Origin of the sequence: Propylenella binzhouense, assembly GCF_009866965.1 — a bacterium.
In the GTDB taxonomy this organism is placed as follows: domain Bacteria; phylum Pseudomonadota; class Alphaproteobacteria; order Rhizobiales; family Afifellaceae; genus Propylenella; species Propylenella binzhouense.
This window is the reverse complement of record NZ_SPKJ01000018.1, coordinates 1-17,471: the sequence shown is the minus strand read 5'-3', so window position 1 is coordinate 17,471 and position 17,471 is coordinate 1. Positions and strand designations below refer to the sequence as shown.

At 70.3% G+C, this 17,471-nt stretch carries 14 protein-coding genes; 9 read left to right on the top strand and 5 right to left on the bottom strand.

What is annotated here, in order from left to right:
• Positions 1 to 25 precede the first annotated feature (25 nt).
• From E4O86_RS07790 to E4O86_RS07770, 5 genes are all read right to left on the bottom strand, one after another.
• Complete coding sequence (locus E4O86_RS07790) at positions 26 to 1,690, bottom strand: ATP-binding protein (protein WP_161139966.1); 1,665 nt, start codon at positions 1,688 to 1,690, stop codon at positions 26 to 28.
• Positions 1,691 to 1,887: 197 nt separating this feature from the next.
• The gene (minE, locus tag E4O86_RS07785) at positions 1,888 to 2,169 is read right to left on the bottom strand and encodes a cell division topological specificity factor MinE (RefSeq protein WP_161139965.1); all 282 of its coding nucleotides are present in this window, start codon (positions 2,167 to 2,169) and stop codon (positions 1,888 to 1,890) included.
• Positions 2,166 to 2,981 (bottom strand): septum site-determining protein MinD, encoded by an 816-nt coding sequence (gene minD, locus E4O86_RS07780; protein ID WP_161139964.1) that lies wholly within the window; start codon positions 2,979 to 2,981, stop codon positions 2,166 to 2,168. Before minD ends, minE begins: the two co-directional genes overlap by 4 nt.
• A 16-nt stretch (positions 2,982 to 2,997) precedes the next feature.
• Positions 2,998 to 3,726, bottom strand: coding sequence for a septum site-determining protein MinC (gene minC, locus E4O86_RS07775; protein ID WP_161139963.1), 729 nt, complete (start codon positions 3,724 to 3,726; stop codon positions 2,998 to 3,000).
• A 311-nt stretch (positions 3,727 to 4,037) separates the two neighbouring features.
• Positions 4,038 to 4,652, bottom strand: a complete 615-nt coding sequence (locus E4O86_RS07770) for an alpha-ketoglutarate-dependent dioxygenase AlkB family protein (RefSeq protein ID WP_161139962.1) — start codon at positions 4,650 to 4,652, stop codon at positions 4,038 to 4,040.
• 264 nt (positions 4,653 to 4,916) lie between these two features.
• On the opposite strand from E4O86_RS07770, the gene dnaK reads away from it, so the two are divergent.
• From dnaK to addB, 9 genes are all read left to right on the top strand, one after another.
• Positions 4,917 to 6,839: a molecular chaperone DnaK gene (gene dnaK / locus E4O86_RS07765; RefSeq protein ID WP_161139961.1), complete on the top strand. Its 1,923-nt coding sequence runs from the start codon at positions 4,917 to 4,919 to the stop codon at positions 6,837 to 6,839.
• Positions 6,840 to 6,910: 71 nt separating this feature from the next.
• Positions 6,911 to 8,035, top strand: coding sequence for a molecular chaperone DnaJ (dnaJ, locus tag E4O86_RS07760; protein ID WP_161139960.1), 1,125 nt, complete (start codon positions 6,911 to 6,913; stop codon positions 8,033 to 8,035).
• 16 nt (positions 8,036 to 8,051) lie between these two features.
• A complete protein-coding gene (locus E4O86_RS07755) occupies positions 8,052 to 8,873 on the top strand; it encodes a class I SAM-dependent methyltransferase (RefSeq protein WP_161139959.1) in 822 nt (273 codons plus the stop codon).
• 1 nt (position 8,874) lies between these two features.
• Positions 8,875 to 9,435, top strand: coding sequence for an NADPH-dependent FMN reductase (locus E4O86_RS07750; RefSeq protein ID WP_161139958.1), 561 nt, complete (start codon positions 8,875 to 8,877; stop codon positions 9,433 to 9,435).
• Positions 9,436 to 9,554: 119 nt separating this feature from the next.
• Positions 9,555 to 10,958, top strand: coding sequence for an adenosylhomocysteinase (gene ahcY / locus E4O86_RS07745; protein WP_161139995.1), 1,404 nt, complete (start codon positions 9,555 to 9,557; stop codon positions 10,956 to 10,958).
• 202 nt (positions 10,959 to 11,160) lie between these two features.
• Positions 11,161 to 13,650, top strand: coding sequence for a sensor histidine kinase (locus E4O86_RS07740; protein ID WP_161139957.1), 2,490 nt, complete (start codon positions 11,161 to 11,163; stop codon positions 13,648 to 13,650).
• A 4-nt stretch (positions 13,651 to 13,654) separates the two neighbouring features.
• Complete coding sequence (gene tsaE / locus E4O86_RS07735; protein WP_161139956.1) at positions 13,655 to 15,148, top strand: tRNA (adenosine(37)-N6)-threonylcarbamoyltransferase complex ATPase subunit type 1 TsaE; 1,494 nt, start codon at positions 13,655 to 13,657, stop codon at positions 15,146 to 15,148.
• A 19-nt stretch (positions 15,149 to 15,167) separates the two neighbouring features.
• Positions 15,168 to 15,887, top strand: coding sequence for a nucleotidyltransferase family protein (locus E4O86_RS07730; protein WP_161139955.1), 720 nt, complete (start codon positions 15,168 to 15,170; stop codon positions 15,885 to 15,887).
• Between the two features lie 4 nt (positions 15,888 to 15,891).
• A partial coding sequence (addB, locus tag E4O86_RS07725; RefSeq protein ID WP_161139954.1) for a double-strand break repair protein AddB occupies positions 15,892 to 17,471 on the top strand: 1,580 nt, incomplete at its 3' end.

Here is a 17,471-nt window from a genome sequence, read left to right as displayed (position 1 = left end):
TCGGCCGGTGGGCCAAATCGCAGGCCTACCGCCCGCGATGCTCGACGCTCCGCCAGCGCTGGACGACCTCCTCGACGAAGCCGCCCGACTGCGCCTCCGCCGAATCGTCCTGAAGGCCGCGGAGCTTGCTCTTCGGGAGCATCGATTCCGGCAGGTTGGTGAAGCGGACCCGCATCGGCATCGACACGGCCTCGCCGAAGGCGAGCGCCTCGCGGTTGCCCATCGAGGGCAGCGCCTCCAGCGTCGAGGTCGCCGCGTCCGAGACGGCGGAGCGGATGATGGCGTGGTCGGCGTCGTTGGCGAGCCGCATCGCGAAGATCGTGCTGCACTGGGAGAGGATGGTCGGGTCGAGCTCGGACGGGCGCTGGGTCACGACGCCGAGATAGACGCCGTATTTCCGGCCCTCCTTGGCGATGCGCGAGATCGCCCGCCGCGTCGGGCCGAAGCCCAGGCGCTTGTCGGCCGGCACGTAGCGGTGCGCCTCCTCGGCGACGACGAGGATCGGCACCCGGCCGTTTCCCCACATGCCGAGCTCGAAGGCGAGCCGGCAGAGCACCGAAACGACCGCATCCACCACTTCGGCCGGGAAGCCGGCGAGCTCCACGATCGTGATCGGCTTGCCCTCGGTCGGGATGCGGAAGAGCGTCTTCAGGAGCTCGGCCATCGAATCCTCGATGGTCCTGCTCGAGAACATGAACTGGTAGCGCGGGTCCTGGGCGACGGACTGGATGCGCGCCCGCAGGCGCCGCAGCCGCGGGCGGTCCTCCTTGCCCTCGAGCTTGCCGAGCTGGTCGTCGATCAGCGCGAGGAGGTCCGACAGCCGGTAGGGCACCGGCGAATCGACGGTGTGGCCGGCATCGTCGACGTCGCGGCGGAGGAGCAGGCTCGATTTCTCCTGCTTCTGCGCGTACCGGGCCTTGGCGAGGGGGATGAAGTCGGCGAGCGCGTCGAGCTCCTCCGGCACGCCCGGTCGCCGCCGGTAGATGACGTCCGTGAACTCCTCGAAATTGAACAGCCAGTACGGCAGGTTGAGGTTGCGCGGGCTGATGAGGTGGGCGAGCTCGCCGAACGAGCCCTTGTACTCGTTGTGCGGGTCGATCAGGAGCACGCGGGCGCCCTGGCTCGACTTCAGGATCTCGTGGAGGATGAGCGAGACCGAGGTGGACTTGCCGCAGCCGGTGGTCCCGAGCACGGCGAAATGCTTCTGCAGCAGGTCCTGGACGCGGACCGTCGCCTCGATGCTCGGGTCCTGTCCGAGCCTGCCGATGACGATCGTCTCGTCGCTGCCGTAATCGTAGATCGTGATGAGGTCGGTCGGGCCGACCGGAAGCACGCCCGCGCCGATCGGCGGGTAGTGCTGGATGCCGCGCTCGAAGACCGGCTTCGCGCCGTCCCGGATCTGGCCGACGAGTTCGACCTTCACGAGCGTCGGGCCGATTTCGCCCTCCTGGCCGCCCTGGTTGGCGGCCGCGGTCGCGTAGATGACGCCGATCACCCGCACGGGGCCGGCATTGATGGAGAGCAGCTTGCCGACCGAGAGCGGGCTCTCCTCGCCCGCCAGCGCCTCCGGATCGCTGCGCGGCGCCGTGATGACGGCATGGGCGCCGTCGACGGAGACGACGCGGCCGATGGGGAAGGCGCGCAGGCGGGCGTCCGGCGCGTCCTGCGGACTCTGGAAGTGCGGTTGCATCGTCTCTCTGAGCTGCACGCTTTGGTCGGCCCTCTCCACCCGGCTTCGCCGCATATGGAGGACGGCAAGCCCTCCGCGTGTGCCGCCGCGAGGAGACACCAGTTCTGCTTGAGGAAGAGTGAACCGGATGAACAAAAGCGGACGCGCGAAAGGCCGCGGGCTGGCGCGTCCGCGGCCTTTTGAGGCGTCTCCGGAAATCAGGCGGCGGCCGAGGCCGCCGATTCCGCGGGCGCGAGCGCGGTTGGGATCTCGATCTCGACCTCGAGCGTGGAGACCGCGTCGCCGCGCTCCATCTTCACCTGAACCTTGTCCCGCTCGACCGCCACATGCTTCGTGATCACCGCGATGATCTCCTCGCGCAGCACCGCGACGAGGTCGGTCCGGCCGGTGATCGAGCGTTCGTGGGCGAGCAGGATCTGCAATCGCTCCCGCGCGACCGGCGCCGTGGCGCGCTTCTGGAAGAGGGAGAGCAGGTTCATGCGGCCCTCCGCCCGAACAGCTTTCCGAACAGGCCGCGGCGATCGTTCGGAACCGCCATCGCGATCGGCTCGCCCGAGAGCCGGCGCGCGGCGTCGCTGTAGGCCTTGGCCGGTGCGCTCGCCGGGTTGCAGAGCGTCACCGGCGTGCCGAGGTTGGAGGCGCGCAGCACCTCCTGGCTTTCCGGGATGATGCCGAGAAGCGGGATCGAGAGGATCTCGAGGACGTCGTCGACCTTCAGCATCTCGCCGCGCTCGGCGCGGGCCGGGTCGTAGCGCGTCAGGAGGAGATGCTTGTCCATCCTCTCGCCGCGCTCCGCCTTCAGGGTCTTGGAATCGAGCAGGCCGATGATGCGGTCGGAGTCGCGGACCGACGAGACTTCCGGGTTGGTGACGACGACCGCGACATCGGCGTGCCGCATCGCGAGCGTCGGACCGCGCTCGATCCCGGCCGGGCTGTCGCAGATGACCCAGTCGAACTTCTCGCGGAGCTCGGCCATCACCTTGTCGACGCCCTCCTCGCTCAGCGCGTCCTTGTCGCGGGTCTGGGAGGCCGGCAGCAGCGACAGGCTGTCGAGCCGCTTGTCGCGGATCAGCGCCTGCGCCAGCTTGGCGTCGCCCTGCACCACGTTGATGAGGTCGTAGACGACCCGGCGCTCGGCGCCCATGACTAGGTCCAGGTTGCGCAGGCCGACGTCGAAATCGACCACGACCACGTTCTGGCCCATGGCCGCCAAGGCGGCCCCGAGGGCCGCGGTCGACGTCGTCTTGCCGACGCCGCCCTTTCCGGAAGTCACGACCAAGACCTTGGCCATATTCAACATCCTCCTCTCAGCTGAGCGCCGTCATCATGATGGTGTCGCCGTCGAGCCAGATCTGGACCGAGCGGCCGCGATAGTCGGATTCCATGTCTTCGGCGGTCTTGTAGAGGCCGTCGATGGCAACGAGCTCCGCCTCGAGCTTGTGGCAGAAGATGCGCGCTTCGGCATTGCCGGTGGACCCGGCGATGGCGCGCCCGCGGAGCGGTCCGTAGACATGGATGGAGCCGCCGGCGACGATCTCCGCGCCGGAGGCGACGGAGCCGACGATCGTCACGTCGCCCTGCGGAAAGATCACGGACTGGCCCGAGCGGACCGGCGCGTCGAGCATGAGCGACGGCACCGGCGCCTGGCGCGGCGCCACGATCGGGGTCGCCGCGGCCGCGGGCGTGCCCTTCGGCGCCGCGTCCGGCACCTCGACGTCGTCCGCGTGACGTCCGCCGCTGATGAGCGGCGGCATGCCGAGCCCGATCATGGAGGGCTTGGCGCCCTCGATTCCCATGATGCGGATCTCGCGCTCGAAGAGGTCGGCCACGAGCTGCGCGAGGCCGGCCTTGTCGAGGGGGAGGGCGGACACGTCGAGCACGACCGGGCGGCCCCGGAAGAAGCCCGGCGAGCGCTTTCCGAGCGCGTCGATCTCTTCGATCCAGGCGGCGAGCGGCGGCTCCGGCGCGAGCACGAGCGCGAGGAAGGAGCGGCCTCTGAAGCGGAGCGATTGGCGGGATGGAGCTGCGACGGTCACGGCAATGATCTCTGTTACGGTTCCATTAACCAAGCTTAACGTTAACACCGGGTTAATGCGCCGCACGGCGGAAGAACGCAGCCGGATCAGGGTGTTCGCCGGATCGGCGGGGCCTGCTCCGAGCCGCCGGGGCGGGCCCGCGTTAAGGTTCGGCCGCCCGAGCCGCGGCCGGGGTCCCGAACCGGGACATCTCGGCCCGCAGAGCGCGCTCCGCGGCCCGGCCCGGGCCGTCGCGAATCGGCGCCGCGAATCGCGTTCCGCGTGGCCCGCGCCTCGCCCGCGGCTGCTGCGGTGCCGGGCGGTGCCCGCGGCTAGGGGCGGGTCACCCGGCGCAGGGTGAGGTTGAAGCGGCCGCCCTCGGCGAGGAGCCGCGACGATCCGGCGAGGATCCGGTCGATGCCGTGGAAGGCGAGCCGCGACGAGCCGCCGAGGACGAGCGCGTCGCCCGAGGCGAGGCGGATCGAGCGGGTCGGGTCCGACCGGCTGGTGCCCCCGATCCGGAAGACGGCGGTGTCGCCGAGCGAGAGCGAGACGACCGGCGCCGCGAAGTCCGCCTCGTCGCGATCCTGGTGAAGGCTCATGCGCGTCCCGGGCGCGTAGTAATTGACGAGGCAGGCCTCCGGCGGGTGCGGATAGCCGGCGAGCTCGAGCCAGGCCTGAAGCGCGATCTCCGGGATCGGCGGCCAAAGCGCGCCCGTCTCGGGGTGATTCGGCTGATAGCGGTAGCCGCGCTCGTCCGAGACCCAGCCGAGCGGGCCGCAATTCGTCATGCGCACGCTGAACGGCTTGCCGGTGCGGGGCATGCGCGGGGTGAAGAGCGGCGCGGCCGCGACCGCCGTCCGCAGCGTCGAAAGCAGCGCCGCCGCCTCCCGCGGGCCGAGATATCCGGGGTGGAAGGCCACGCCGCTTGCGAGTGTCGAGAGCATCGCCGCACTCCTTTCCGGCCCGCCCGGAGCGGCGCCCGGACCGGCGGCCCGACCGGCGGCGCGGTCGGCGGATTATCCGGTCCGATCACATCCTTGCGAGCGAAATCGGCCCTTCTTATATGAGCCGCAACGCGCGGGAAGGCTCGTTCAGGGGTTCCCAAGCAGCACATTTTTCACTTCGTTGGGGGCCGGGGAAGGCGTTCGCCTTTCGTCCTAGGACGCCGCTCGGGTCTGGCCGGCCTGCCGGAAAAGGAGAGAAGCGAAATGGCAAAAGTGATCGGCATCGATCTCGGCACGACCAATTCCTGCGTCGCCGTGATGGACGGCAAGAACGCGAAGGTCATCGAGAATTCAGAAGGCGCGCGCACCACTCCGTCGATGGTCGCCTTCACCGACAACGGCGAGCGTCTCGTCGGCCAGCCGGCCAAGCGCCAGGCGGTCACCAATCCGAAGCGCACGATCTTCGCCGTCAAGCGCCTGATCGGCCGCCGCTTCGACGACCCGACCGTGAAGAAGGACCAGGCGCTCGTTCCCTACCGGATCGTCAACGCCGACAATGGCGACGCCTGGGTCGAGATCGACGACAAGAAGTACTCGCCCTCCCAGATCTCCGCCTTCATCCTGCAGAAGATGAAGGAGACCGCCGAGAGCTATCTCGGCGAGAAGGTCGAGAAGGCGGTCATCACCGTTCCGGCCTACTTCAACGACGCGCAGCGGCAGGCCACCAAGGACGCCGGCAAGATCGCCGGGCTCGAGGTGCTCCGCATCATCAACGAGCCGACCGCGGCCGCGCTCGCCTATGGCCTCGACAAGAAGAAGGCCGGCACGATCGCCGTCTATGACCTCGGCGGCGGCACGTTCGACATCTCCGTGCTCGAGATCGGCGACGGCGTGTTCGAGGTGAAGTCGACGAACGGCGACACCTTCCTCGGCGGCGAGGATTTCGACATGCGGCTCGTCGACTATCTCGCCGACGAGTTCAAGAAGGAGCAGGGCATCGACCTCCGGAAGGATGCGCTCGCGCTGCAGCGCCTCAAGGAGGCCGCCGAGAAGGCGAAGATCGAGCTCTCCTCCTCGCAGCAGACCGAGATCAACCTGCCTTACATCACCGCCGACGCCTCCGGGCCGAAGCACCTGACGCTGAAGCTCTCGCGCTCGAAGTTCGAGAGCCTGGTCGATGACCTCGTCCAGCGCACGGTGCAGCCGGTCAAGAACGCGCTCAAGGATGCGGGCGTCACCGCCGGCGATATCGACGAGGTGGTCCTCGTCGGCGGCATGACGCGCATGCCGAAGGTGCAGGAGGTGGTCAAGCAGCTCTTCGGGAAGGAGCCGCACAAGGGCGTCAACCCGGACGAGGTCGTGGCGATGGGCGCCGCGATCCAGGCGGGCGTGCTGCAGGGCGACGTCAAGGACGTCCTGCTCCTCGACGTGACCCCGCTCTCGCTCGGCATCGAGACGCTCGGCGGCGTGTTCACCCGCCTCATCGACCGCAACACGACGATCCCGACCAAGAAGAGCCAGGTCTTCTCGACGGCCGAGGACAATCAGGGCGCGGTCACGATCCGGGTGTTCCAGGGCGAGCGCGAGATGGCCGCGGACAACAAGCTCCTCGGCCAGTTCGATCTCGTCGGCATCCCGCCGGCGCCGCGCGGCGTGCCGCAGATCGAGGTCACCTTCGACATCGACGCGAACGGCATCGTGAACGTTCAGGCGAAGGACAAGGGCACCGGCAAGGAGCAGCAGATCCGCATCCAGGCCTCGGGCGGCCTCTCCGACGCCGAGATCGAGAAGATGGTGCAGGACGCCGAGGCGCATGCCGAGGACGACAAGAAGCGGCGCGCGCTGGTGGAGGCGAAGAACCAGGCCGAGGCGCTCGTCCACTCCACCGAGAAGGCGCTCGCCGAATATGGCGACAAGGTCGGCGCGGCGGAGAAGTCGGCGATCGAGGCCGCCATCGCCGATCTGAAGAGCGCGACGGAGGGCGAGGACGCCGACGCCATCCAGGCCAAGACCCAGGCGCTCGCCCAGGCTTCCATGAAGCTCGGCGAGGCCATGTACAAGGCGAGCCAGGAGCAGGGCTCCGAGGAGCCCGCCTCGGGAGAGCGGACCTCCGGCGCGAAGGACGACGACGTGGTCGACGCCGACTTCGAGGAGATCCCGGACGAGGACCAGAAGCGGTCCGCGTGACCGGCTCCGACACGTGAACGGCCGCCCGGAGGCTCTCCGGGCGGCTTCCTCCATCTCCCGAACCGACACACATGGCGAAGCGCGACTATTACGAAGTGCTGGGCGTCGGCCGCGATGCCGACGAGAAGGCCCTCAAGAGCGCGTTCAGGCGGCTCGCGATGGAGCTCCACCCCGACCGCAATCCCGGGGATCCGACCGCGGAACATCGGTTCAAGGAGGCGAACGAGGCCTACGAGGTCCTGAAGGATCCGCAGAAGCGGGCGGCCTATGACCGCTTCGGCCATCAGGCCTTCGAGGGCGGGGGCTTCGGCGCGCAGGGCGCGGGCTTCTCGTCCTTCGCGGACATCTTCGACGACATATTCGGCGAGTTCATGGGCGGCGGGCGCCGCGCCTCGGGGCGCGAGCGCGGCTCGGACCTGCGCTACAATCTCGAGATCACGCTCGAGGAGGCCTATCTCGGCAAGGCCGTCGAGATCGAGGTGCCCACGAGCGTGACCTGCGAGGTCTGCTCGGGCAGCGGGGCGCGGCCGGGCTCCACGCCGCAGACCTGCCCGACCTGCCAGGGCGCCGGCCGCATCCGCGCGAGCCAGGGCGGCTTCTTCCACATCGAGCGGACCTGCCCCGCCTGCCAGGGGCGCGGCGAGGTGGTGCGCGATCCCTGCCTCGATTGCGCTGGCTCGGGGCGCGTCATGCAGATGCGCACGCTCTCGGTGAACATCCCCGCCGGCATCGAGGACGGCACGCGCATCCGCCTTGCCGGCGAAGGCGAGGCGGGGCTGCGCGGCGGCCCGCCGGGCGACCTCTACATCTTCCTCTCGATCAAGCCGCACGCCTTCTTCCAGCGCGACGGGGCGGACATCTTCTGCCGCGTGCCGGTCTCGATGACGACGGCCGCGCTCGGCGGCCAGTTCGAGGTGCCGACCGTCGACGGCGGGCGGACCCGGGTGAAGATCGCGGAGGGCACGCCCACCGGCAAGCAGTACCGCCTGAAGGGCAAAGGCATGCCGGTCTTGCGGACGCGGCAATTCGGCGACATGTACGTCCAGATCGTGGTCGAGACACCGCAGAATCTGAGTCGGCGCCAGCGCGAGCTCCTGGAGGAGTTCGAGCGCGTGTCGTCCGGCGAGAACAATCCGGAGTCGACGGGCTTCTTCGCACGGGTGAAGGACTTCCTGGAAACTCTCGCCGAGAAATGAAGGACAGTCGAGCCGCATGATCGCTCCCGCCCGCAAGCGCCGCCAGTACGACCACCCCGTCCTCGCTTCGGTCGCCCGCGTCGGCGAGAAGCTTGGCGAGGAGCTGCGATCGGTGCGGCTGCCCTCCGGCCGCCGCGACGGGGACCGGCCGGTGCTCGCGTCGGTGGCGCGGGTCGGCGAGAAGCTCGGCGAGGAGCTCCGCTCGGTGCGGCTCGTGGTCAACAAGCGGGAGCGCGAAGGCGAGCACCCGGTGATCAGCTCGGTCGCCAGGGTGAGCGAGAAGCTCGGCGACGAGCTCCGCTTCATCCGGTCGGTGGCGGCCAATCCGATCCGCGCGGGCGCCGTCACGCCGTCGAGCCGCGCGCTCGCCGAGCTGATGGTGGAACTCGCCCGGCCCGATCCGGACGGCTTCACGCTCGAGCTCGGTGCCGGTACCGGCGTGGTGACGGCTGCGCTGGTGCAGTCCGGGATCCCGGCCGAGCGGCTCGTGGTGGTCGAGCACGACCCCGATTTCTGCAGGCTCCTGCGGGAGCGCTTCCCCGGCATCAACGTCATCCAGGGCGATGCCTACGATCTCGAGCGCACGCTCGCCGGCACCGGTCCGTTCGGCGCCGCGCTTTCCTCGCTCCCGCTCCTGATGCGGCCGCCCAAGGTCCGCGAGCGCTTCGTCGAGGACGTGCTCCAGCGCGTCTGCGACGGTGGCCGCCTCGTCCAGTTCTCCTACGGGCTCGGGGCTCCGATTCCCGAAGCCTCGAAGCGCTATGCGGTCTACCGGTCGCCCTGGGTGGCGATGAACTTTCCGCCGGCACGCGTCTGGACCTACCGCCGGCTCCGGTGAGATGGACGTCCTCGTCATCCCCGGTTCGCTGAGGAGCGGGTCCTACAACGTCCGGCTCGCCAGCCTCGCGGTGAAGGAGCTCGCGCTCAGCGGGGCGACGGTGACCCGGCTCTCCCTCGCCGATTATCCGCTTCCCATCTATGACGGGGATCTCGAGGCGGAGAAGGGCGTGCCCGAGCCGGCGCGGCGGCTCGCACGGCATTTCCTGGCCCATGACGCGATCCTGATCGTCAGCCCCGAATACAATGCCGGCGTCTCGGCGCTCGTGAAGAACACCATCGACTGGGTGAGCCGGGTCGGCATGGAGCCCTTCCGCGCGGCGGTGTTCGGGCTGGCGGCCGCGTCGCCGGGCGGCTTCGGCGGATTGCGCGGGCTGATCTCCCTCCGCCAGTCGCTCGAGCTCGAGCTCGGCGCGCTGGTGGTCCCCGAGCAGATGCTCGTCCCGCGCGCCGGCGCCGCCTTCGATGCCGACGGCGCCTTCGTCGATCCCAAGATGGCCGACCGGCTCCGGTCGATGCTGCGCGCGCTCCTCGCGCGGGCGGCCGCCCAGAAGCGTATCTGAGCGGGCGGCCCGGCCGCCTCGACGTAGTCAGACATAAACATTCCTTTATGTGTTGGTTGCCGCCCGGCGGCCGTCGTGCTACCTGCGGCCCAAACGCCAGGGAGTGCGCTGTGAACGATATGACGAAGGACCGCGGCGACTACGCGGTGAAGGACATCGGGCTCGCCCAATGGGGCCGCACCGAGATCGAGATCGCCGAGACCGAGATGCCGGGCCTGATGGCAATCCGCGAGGAGTTCGGCGCGGACAAGCCGCTCAAGGGCGCGCGGATCGCCGGGTCGCTGCACATGACCATCCAGACCGCGGTGCTGATCGAGACGCTCGTCGCGCTCGGCGCCGAGGTCCGCTGGGCCTCCTGCAACATCTTCTCCACGCAGGACCATGCCGCCGCGGCGATCGCCGCCGCGGGCGTCCCCGTATTCGCCCACAAGGGCGAGACGCTGGAGGAATACTGGGAGTTCGCCGACCGGATCTTCGACTTCCCGAACGGCGAGACCGCCAACATGATCCTCGACGACGGCGGCGACGCGACCATGCTCGTGCTGCTCGGCGCGCGGGCCGAGACGGACCCCTCGCTGCTCGACAATCCGGGCAACGAGGAGGAGGCGTGCCTCTATGCCACGATCCGCCGGCGCCTCGCGCGGAACCCGGGCTGGTTCTCCAGGACCCGCGCCGCGATCCGCGGCGTCTCGGAGGAGACGACGACCGGCGTGATGCGTCTCTACGATCTCCAGAAGAGGGGCATGCTTCCCTTCCCGGCGATCAATGTGAACGACTCGGTCACCAAGTCGAAGTTCGACAACAAGTACGGCTGCCGCGAGAGCCTGGTCGACGGCATCCGCCGCGCCACCGACGTCATGATGGCCGGCAAGGTCGCGGTCGTGTGCGGCTACGGCGATGTCGGCAAGGGTTCGGCGCAGTCGCTGCGCGGCGCCGGCGCCCGCGTCGTGGTGACCGAGATCGACCCGATCTGCGCGCTGCAGGCGGCGATGGACGGCTTCGAGGTGAAGACGCTCGAGGAGGTCGCGCCGACCTCCGACATCTTCGTCACCGCGACCGGCAACAAGGACGTCATCACGATCGACCACATGCGCGCCATGAAGGACATGGCGATCGTGTGCAACATCGGCCACTTCGACAACGAGATCCAGGTCGCCGGGCTGAAGAACTTCAAGTGGCGGAACGTGAAGCCGCAGGTGGATCTGATCGAGAAGCCCGACGGCACGCGCATGATCCTGCTCTCCGAGGGCCGCCTGGTGAATCTCGGCAACGCGACCGGCCATCCGAGCTTCGTGATGAGCGCCTCCTTCACCAACCAGGTGCTGGCGCAGATCGAGCTCTGGACCAAGGGCGACCAGTACGAGAACAAGGTCTACGTGCTGCCGAAGCACCTCGACGAGAAGGTCGCCTCGCTCCATCTCGAGAAGCTCGGCATCAGCCTCACCAGGCTGAGCGGCGATCAGGCGGCCTATCTCGGCGTGTCGCCCGAGGGCCCGTTCAAGCCGGACCATTACCGCTACTGACCGGCGCGCCCGCGCTCCATGCGCACGGAGCGCGGGCCGCCTTGTGCGGATCCGCGCCCGTGGGCGCCGCCCGGGCGTCATGGTTAACCATTCGTTTCCGATACCGGAACTATGGTCCCGCTACCTTCCCGACGCATGGGCGAGTGGGTAAGGTCGGAGCATGATTCGTCCGGGGCCGTTCGCTCCGGATCCGGTGGGGCGAATGGCAGCGCGGACGACCGACGGCAAACCAGGCGCTAGACGCCGGCTGTGGCGACCGGGAACCGGTGCCGGTCTCGGCGCCGCCGCCGCGGTTCTCGGAACCTCTGAGCCGGTTCTCGCGCTCGCAGCCACTCCTCCCGAGACCACGGCCTTCGCGGACGTACTCTGGCTTGCGGTCACAATCGGCTCGGTCGCGGCCGCCGGCATGGCCTTCTCCCTCCTCTCGCGGTCGCGCGGACAGGAGCGGCTCGCCGGGGCCGAGGAGCGCATCCGTCAGTTGAGCGCGCGGCTCGACCGCGCGGAAGTCCTCTTGGCGGCCGACGACCAGAAGACCGTCGTCTGGGATTCCAGCACGGCGTCGCCGGAGGTGCTCGGCTCGCTGCCCGAGCGGGTGGGCGCGCCGTTCGACCGTGCCGAGTTCCTCGCGATCTCGCGCTGGCTGGAGCCCGAAAGCGCGCGCCAGCTCGAGGAGGCCGTCCAGAAGCTCCGCCGCTACGGCGAAGGCTTCCAGATGGCCGCCCGGTCGAATACGGGCGCCGTCCTCGAAGTGTCCGGGCGCACGAGCGGAAAGCGTTCGATCCTGCGCTTCCGGGAGCTGACCGGCGAGCGGCGCACCTTCGCCGAGCTGAAGGAGCAGGCCGCGATCATCATCAAGGAGGTGACCGCGCTCAGGACGCTCGCGGATGCGCTCCCCTTCCCGCTCTGGCGGCGCAACCGCGTCGGGCGTCTCGTCTGGGTCAATCCCGCCTATGTAAGCGCGGTCGAGGCGGCGGGCGCGGAGGCCGTGGTCGGCTCCGGCATCGAGCTGCTGCCGACGCGCGCCCGCGACGGCGTGCGCGAGGCGCATCGCGCCGCCCGCAGCTACAATGACAGCGTGACCGCGATCGTCGCCGGCGAGCGGCGGCGCCTGCAGGTCTACGACATCCTGATCGACGACGGCTCGATCGGCTGCGCGCTCGACCTCTCGGAGGTCGACGTCGCCAAGGACGAATTAAGGCGCGTCACCGAATCGAACGCCCGCACGCTCGACCATCTGGCCGCCGGCATCGCCAGCTTCGATTCGCAGGGCCGGCTCCTCTTCTACAACGAGGCCTACAGGGCGCTCTGGGGCTTCGCGGCCAAATGGCTCGACAGCAAGCCCGAGGAGAGCGCAATCCTCGACCATCTGCGCGCCGAGCGTAAGCTGCCGGAGCAGGCGAACTACCGCGAGTGGCGGACGAAGCACCTCGCCGCGTACCAGGCGATCGAGCCGCGCGAGGACTGGTGGCACCTTCCGGACGGCCGGACGCTGCGCATGGTCGCGACCCCGAACGCCGAGGGCGGCATCACCTACATCTTCGAGAACGTGACGCAGCAGCTCTCGCTCGAAAGCCGCGTCAATGCGCTCTCGCAGCTCCAGGGCGAGACGCTCGACCATCTCACGGAAGGCGTCGCGGTGTTCGGGACTGACGGCCGCCTCCGGCTCTTCAACCCGGTCTTCGCGGAGATCTGGCGCCTGTCGCCCGCGCAGCTCGACGCCGAACCGCATATCGGCGAGATCATCCGCGACTGTTCGGCGATCTATTCCGACGAGCCGACCTGGGAGGCGATCCGCATCGCGGTCACCGATCTCGAGCACGGCGAGCCGGTCTCAGGCCGCATGCAGCGCCCCGACGACAGCGTCATCGACTTCGCCACGGTCGCACTGCCGGAAGGCATGACCATGCTCACCTTCGTCGACGTGACCGACACGGCGCGGGTGCAGCGCGCGCTCAAGGAGCGCAACGAGGCGCTCGAGGCGGCGGACCGGCTGAAGACCGAGTTCATCCACCACGTCTCCTACGAGCTGCGCTCGCCGCTCACCTCCATCATCGGCTTCGCCGAGATGATCTCGAACGAGGCGGTCGGCAGCCTGAACGAGCGCCAGCGCGAGTACATGGACCACATCTCGTCCTCCTCCTCGGCGCTGCTCGCGATCATCAACGACATCCTCGACCTCGCCACCGTCGATGCGGGCATCATGGCGCTCGATCTCGGCGAGGTGGACATACGCGGCGTCGCCGAAGCCGCCGTGGAGGGCCTGCGCGACCGCATCGCCGAGCAGAAGATCACGCTCGACATCGAGATACCCGAGCGGATCGGCAAGTTCCTCGCCGACGAGCAGCGCGTCCGCCAGATCCTCTTCAACCTCGTCTCGAACGCGATCCGCTTCTCCAATGCCGGCGGCCGCGTCGAGGTGAAGGCGGAGCGACGCGGGCGCTGGGTCGTCTACACGGTCCGCGACGAGGGCGTCGGCATCCCCTCCGACCTGCTCGCCACCATCTTCCGCCCGTTCGAGGCGCACGGCACCTCGGGTCACCGCCACGGCGCCGGCCTCGGCCTCTCGGTCGTGAAGAGCCTGGTCGAGCTTCACCACGGCTCGATCGACGTCAAGTCGGAGGAAGGGAAGGGGACGACGGTCGTCGTCCGCCTGCCGGAGGTGACCGAGGTCGCGGCCGACGCCGCCGAATAGGCCGGTGGCCGCTCCCCCCGCGCGCATCGTGTTCGACGGCCCGCTTCCCGACGAGGCGGCGACGGCCCGGCTCGCCGAGGACGTCGCGGCGATCCTGGCGCCGGGCGACCTGGTGGCGCTCGCAGGCGATCTTGGCGCCGGCAAGACGAGCTTCGCGCGCGCGCTCATCCGCGCCCTTGCGGGCGACGCCGGCCTCGACGTGCCGAGCCCGACCTTCCCGATCAGGCTCGACTACGCCCTCGAAAGGCTGGCGGTGACGCATGCCGATCTCTACCGGCTCGCCGATCCCGGCGAGGCGGAGGAGATCGGGCTCGCCGAGGCGCTCGAGCAGGGCGCGCTCCTCGTGGAATGGCCGGAGCGCGCGCCCGATCTCGCGTCCGGCGCCCGGCTCTCGGTCGTCCTCGCCTTCGAGGGGGGCGGCCGGCGGGCCGTGCTTTCGGCCGATCCGGCGCTTGCGGCGCGTCTCGAGCGGAGCCTTGCGGCACGCCGTTTCCTCGAAAGGTCCGGCTGGCGGGGCGCGGCGCGCGTTCCGATCAAGGGCGACGCCTCGGGCCGCGCCTACGAGCGCGTGGCGGCCGGCGGACGGACGGCGATCCTGATGAACGCGCCGGCCCGTCCCGAGGGGCCGCCGCTCGCCGGCGGCCGGTCCTACGACGCGATCGCCCACCGCGCCCTCGACGTCGAGCCCTTCCTCGCGGTCGACCACGCGCTGCGGCAGGCCGGCTTCCATGCGCCCGAGATCTTCGCGTCGGACGTGGCGGAAGGCTTCCTCCTGCTCGAGGATCTCGGCGCGTCCGGCATCCTGGATGCCGCCGGCCGGCCGGCGATCGCCCGCTACGAGGCGGCGATCGACTGCCTGCTTGCGCTCCACGCGCGGACCTGGGAGCCCGAGATCCGGCTTTCGGGCGGCGGACGGTACCGCGTGCCGGCCTACGACCGCGACGCGCTCCTCGTCGAAATCTCGCTCTTCGCGGACTGGTTCGTGCCGGCCGAGGCAGGCTGGGACGCGGCGGAGCGCGACGCCTTCCTGTCGGCCTGGGCCGCCGTGCTCGGCCGCCTGCCTCCCGGGGAGACCCTCGTGCTCCGGGACTTCCATTCCCCGAACATCCTCTGGTGCGCGGGCGAGGGGCTGGACCGGATCGGCCTCATCGATTTCCAGGACGCCCTGATCGGGCATCCGGCCTATGATGTCGCCTCGCTCGCGCAGGATGCGCGCGTCGACATCGATGCCGTCCGGGAGCAGGCGCTCGTCGCGCGCTACGTGGCGGGCCGCCGCCGCGCCGATCCGGGTTTCGACGAGGACGCCTTCCGCGCTGCCTATGCCGTCCTCGGCGCGCAGCGCACGACCAAGGTGCTCGGCGCCTTCGCCCGGCTCGCGCGGGCGGAGGGGAAGGCGGGCTATGAGCGGCACAGTCGTCGTGTCGCAGCCCTTCTGCGCCGGAACCTCGCACATCCGGTTCTGTCCGGGCTCCGGCGATGGTATGAGCGGCTCGTCTGACACGGAGACGGAGTTGAGGATGGCGCGGCCGAAGACGGCGATGGTGCTCGCGGCGGGCTTCGGCAAGAGGATGCGGCCGCTCACCGCCACGACGCCCAAGCCGCTGATAGAGGTGCGCGGCCGGGCACTGATCGACCATTGCCTCGACGGTCTCGCCGAGGCCGGCATCGAGACCGCCGTGGTGAACGTCCACTACCTTGCCGACCTGGTCGAAGCGCATCTCGCCAGGCGGTCCGCGCCGGCCGTCATCGTCTCCGACGAGCGGGAGAAGCTGCTCGATACCGGCGGCGGCATCCTGAAGGCGCTGCCCCTTCTCGGCGAAGGCGCCTTTGTGCTGCGCAACTCCGATTCGTTCTGGGTCGAAGGCGTGCGCGCCAACATGGAATGGCTGCTCGACGCCTGGGACGACGCCAGGATGGACGCGCTCCTTCTCGTCGCCTCGACCGTCAACTCGGCCGGCTACGAGGGGCGGGGCGATTTCTTCCTGAACAAGGAGGGCCTTCTCGCCCGCCGCGACGAGCGGACCGTCGCCCCCTTCGTCTATGCCGGCGCGGCGATCCTCCATCCGCGCCTCTTCCGCGATGCGCCGGCGGGGCCGTTCTCGCTCAACCTGCTCTTCGACCGGGCGATCGAGCAGGAGCGGCTCTTCGGCGTCCGGCTCGACGGGCTCTGGATCAACGTCGAGACGCCGCGGGCGGTGAAGGCCGCCGAACTCGCCATTGCGGAGAGCGCCGCCTGAGCGGATGAGAGCGCCGAACGTCGCCACGATCCCGCCCGGGGTCCCGTTTCTCGAAACGCTCGTCGACGCGCTTCTGGACGGCCGGCTGGTCGAAGGCTTCCGGCTCGGGGCCGACCCGCTCGCGCTCACGGACGTCACCCTGTTCCTGCCCACCCGGCGCGCGGCGCGCGCGATCCGGGAGGTCTTTCTCGCCCGGCTCGGCCCGGCGGTGCTGCTGCCGAGGATCCGGACCCTCGGCGATGTCGACGAGGACGAGGCCTTCTTCGATCCGGGCGCGGCGGAGGCGCTCGACGGGCTGCCGCCCGCCATTCCGCCGGTGGCGCGCCAGCTTGCGCTCGCGCGCCTCGTACGCGGCTGGTCCGGCGCGCTCGTCCGTGCGGCGGCGGGCCTCGGCGAGGAGCCTCTGCTGGTGCCGGCGTCGGCCGCCGATGCGGCCCGGCTCGCGGCCGTTCTCGGCCGGCTGATCGATCAGGTCGGGAGCGAGGGGCCGGGCTGGGATGCGCTCCCGCGCGAGCTCGGGCCGGAGCTCACCCGCTACTGGCAGATCACGCTCGCATTTCTCGAGATCGTGACGGCGGCCTGGCCCGAACATCTCGCCGCGCGCGGGCTCGTCGATCCCGGCACCCGGCGGGACCGGCTGGTCCGGGCGGAGGCCGGGCGGCTGGAGCGCGCCGGATCGGCCGGACCGGTCGTCGCGGCCGGCTCCACGGGCTCCGTGCCGGCGACCGCCGTGCTGCTCTCCGCCATCGCGCGGCTGCCGAACGGCGCCGTGGTCCTGCCGGGCCTCGATGCCGGTCTCGACGAGGACGGCTGGCGCGCCGTCGCAGAGCCGAAGGAGGATCCCGCGGCGGCGGGCCATCCGCAGGCGGGCCTGAAGCGGCTGCTTTCGACCCTCGGCGTCGAACGGGCGGATGTCCGCTCCCTCGCGGCCCCGCCGCAGGCGCTCCGTCTGCGCGAGCGGGTCGTGTCGGAGGCGCTCCGACCGGCGGCGACGACGGGGCGCTGGGCGGGGCCGGGGGCGCTCCCGGCTTCCGACAAGGCCGCCGCGCTGGAAGGCGTGGCGCTCGTGGAGGCCGCCAACGAGCGCGAGGAGGCGCTCGCCATTGCCGTCATCCTCCGCAGGAGCATCGCGGAAGGCGAGCGGGTCGCGGCGCTCGTCACGCCCGACCGGAAGCTCGCGCGCCGCGTCGCGGTCGAGCTCCGGCGCTGGGACATCCAGGTCGACGATTCGGGCGGCGTGCCGCTCGGGACGACCCCGGCCGGGATCTTCGCCCGGCTGGTGGCGGAAGCGGGACTCGGCGGAATGCCGGCCGGCACGCTGCTCGCGCTCCTCAAGCACCCGAATGCGCGCTTCGGGCTCCCGGCCGCGGCGGCGCATCGGGCCGCGCGCGCCCTGGAGCGGGCGGTGCTGAGGGGGCCGAGGCTGGCGCCGGGCTCCGGCGCGCTCCGCCATGCCCTGCGCATCGCCGACGCGGTGCGAAAGCTGTCGCCGGAGGAGCGCGAGGAGGGCGCGCGCGTGCCGCGCGCCGCGCGGACCCTTGCGCCGGAGGACTGGGCGGCGGCGCACGACCTCGCCGACCGCCT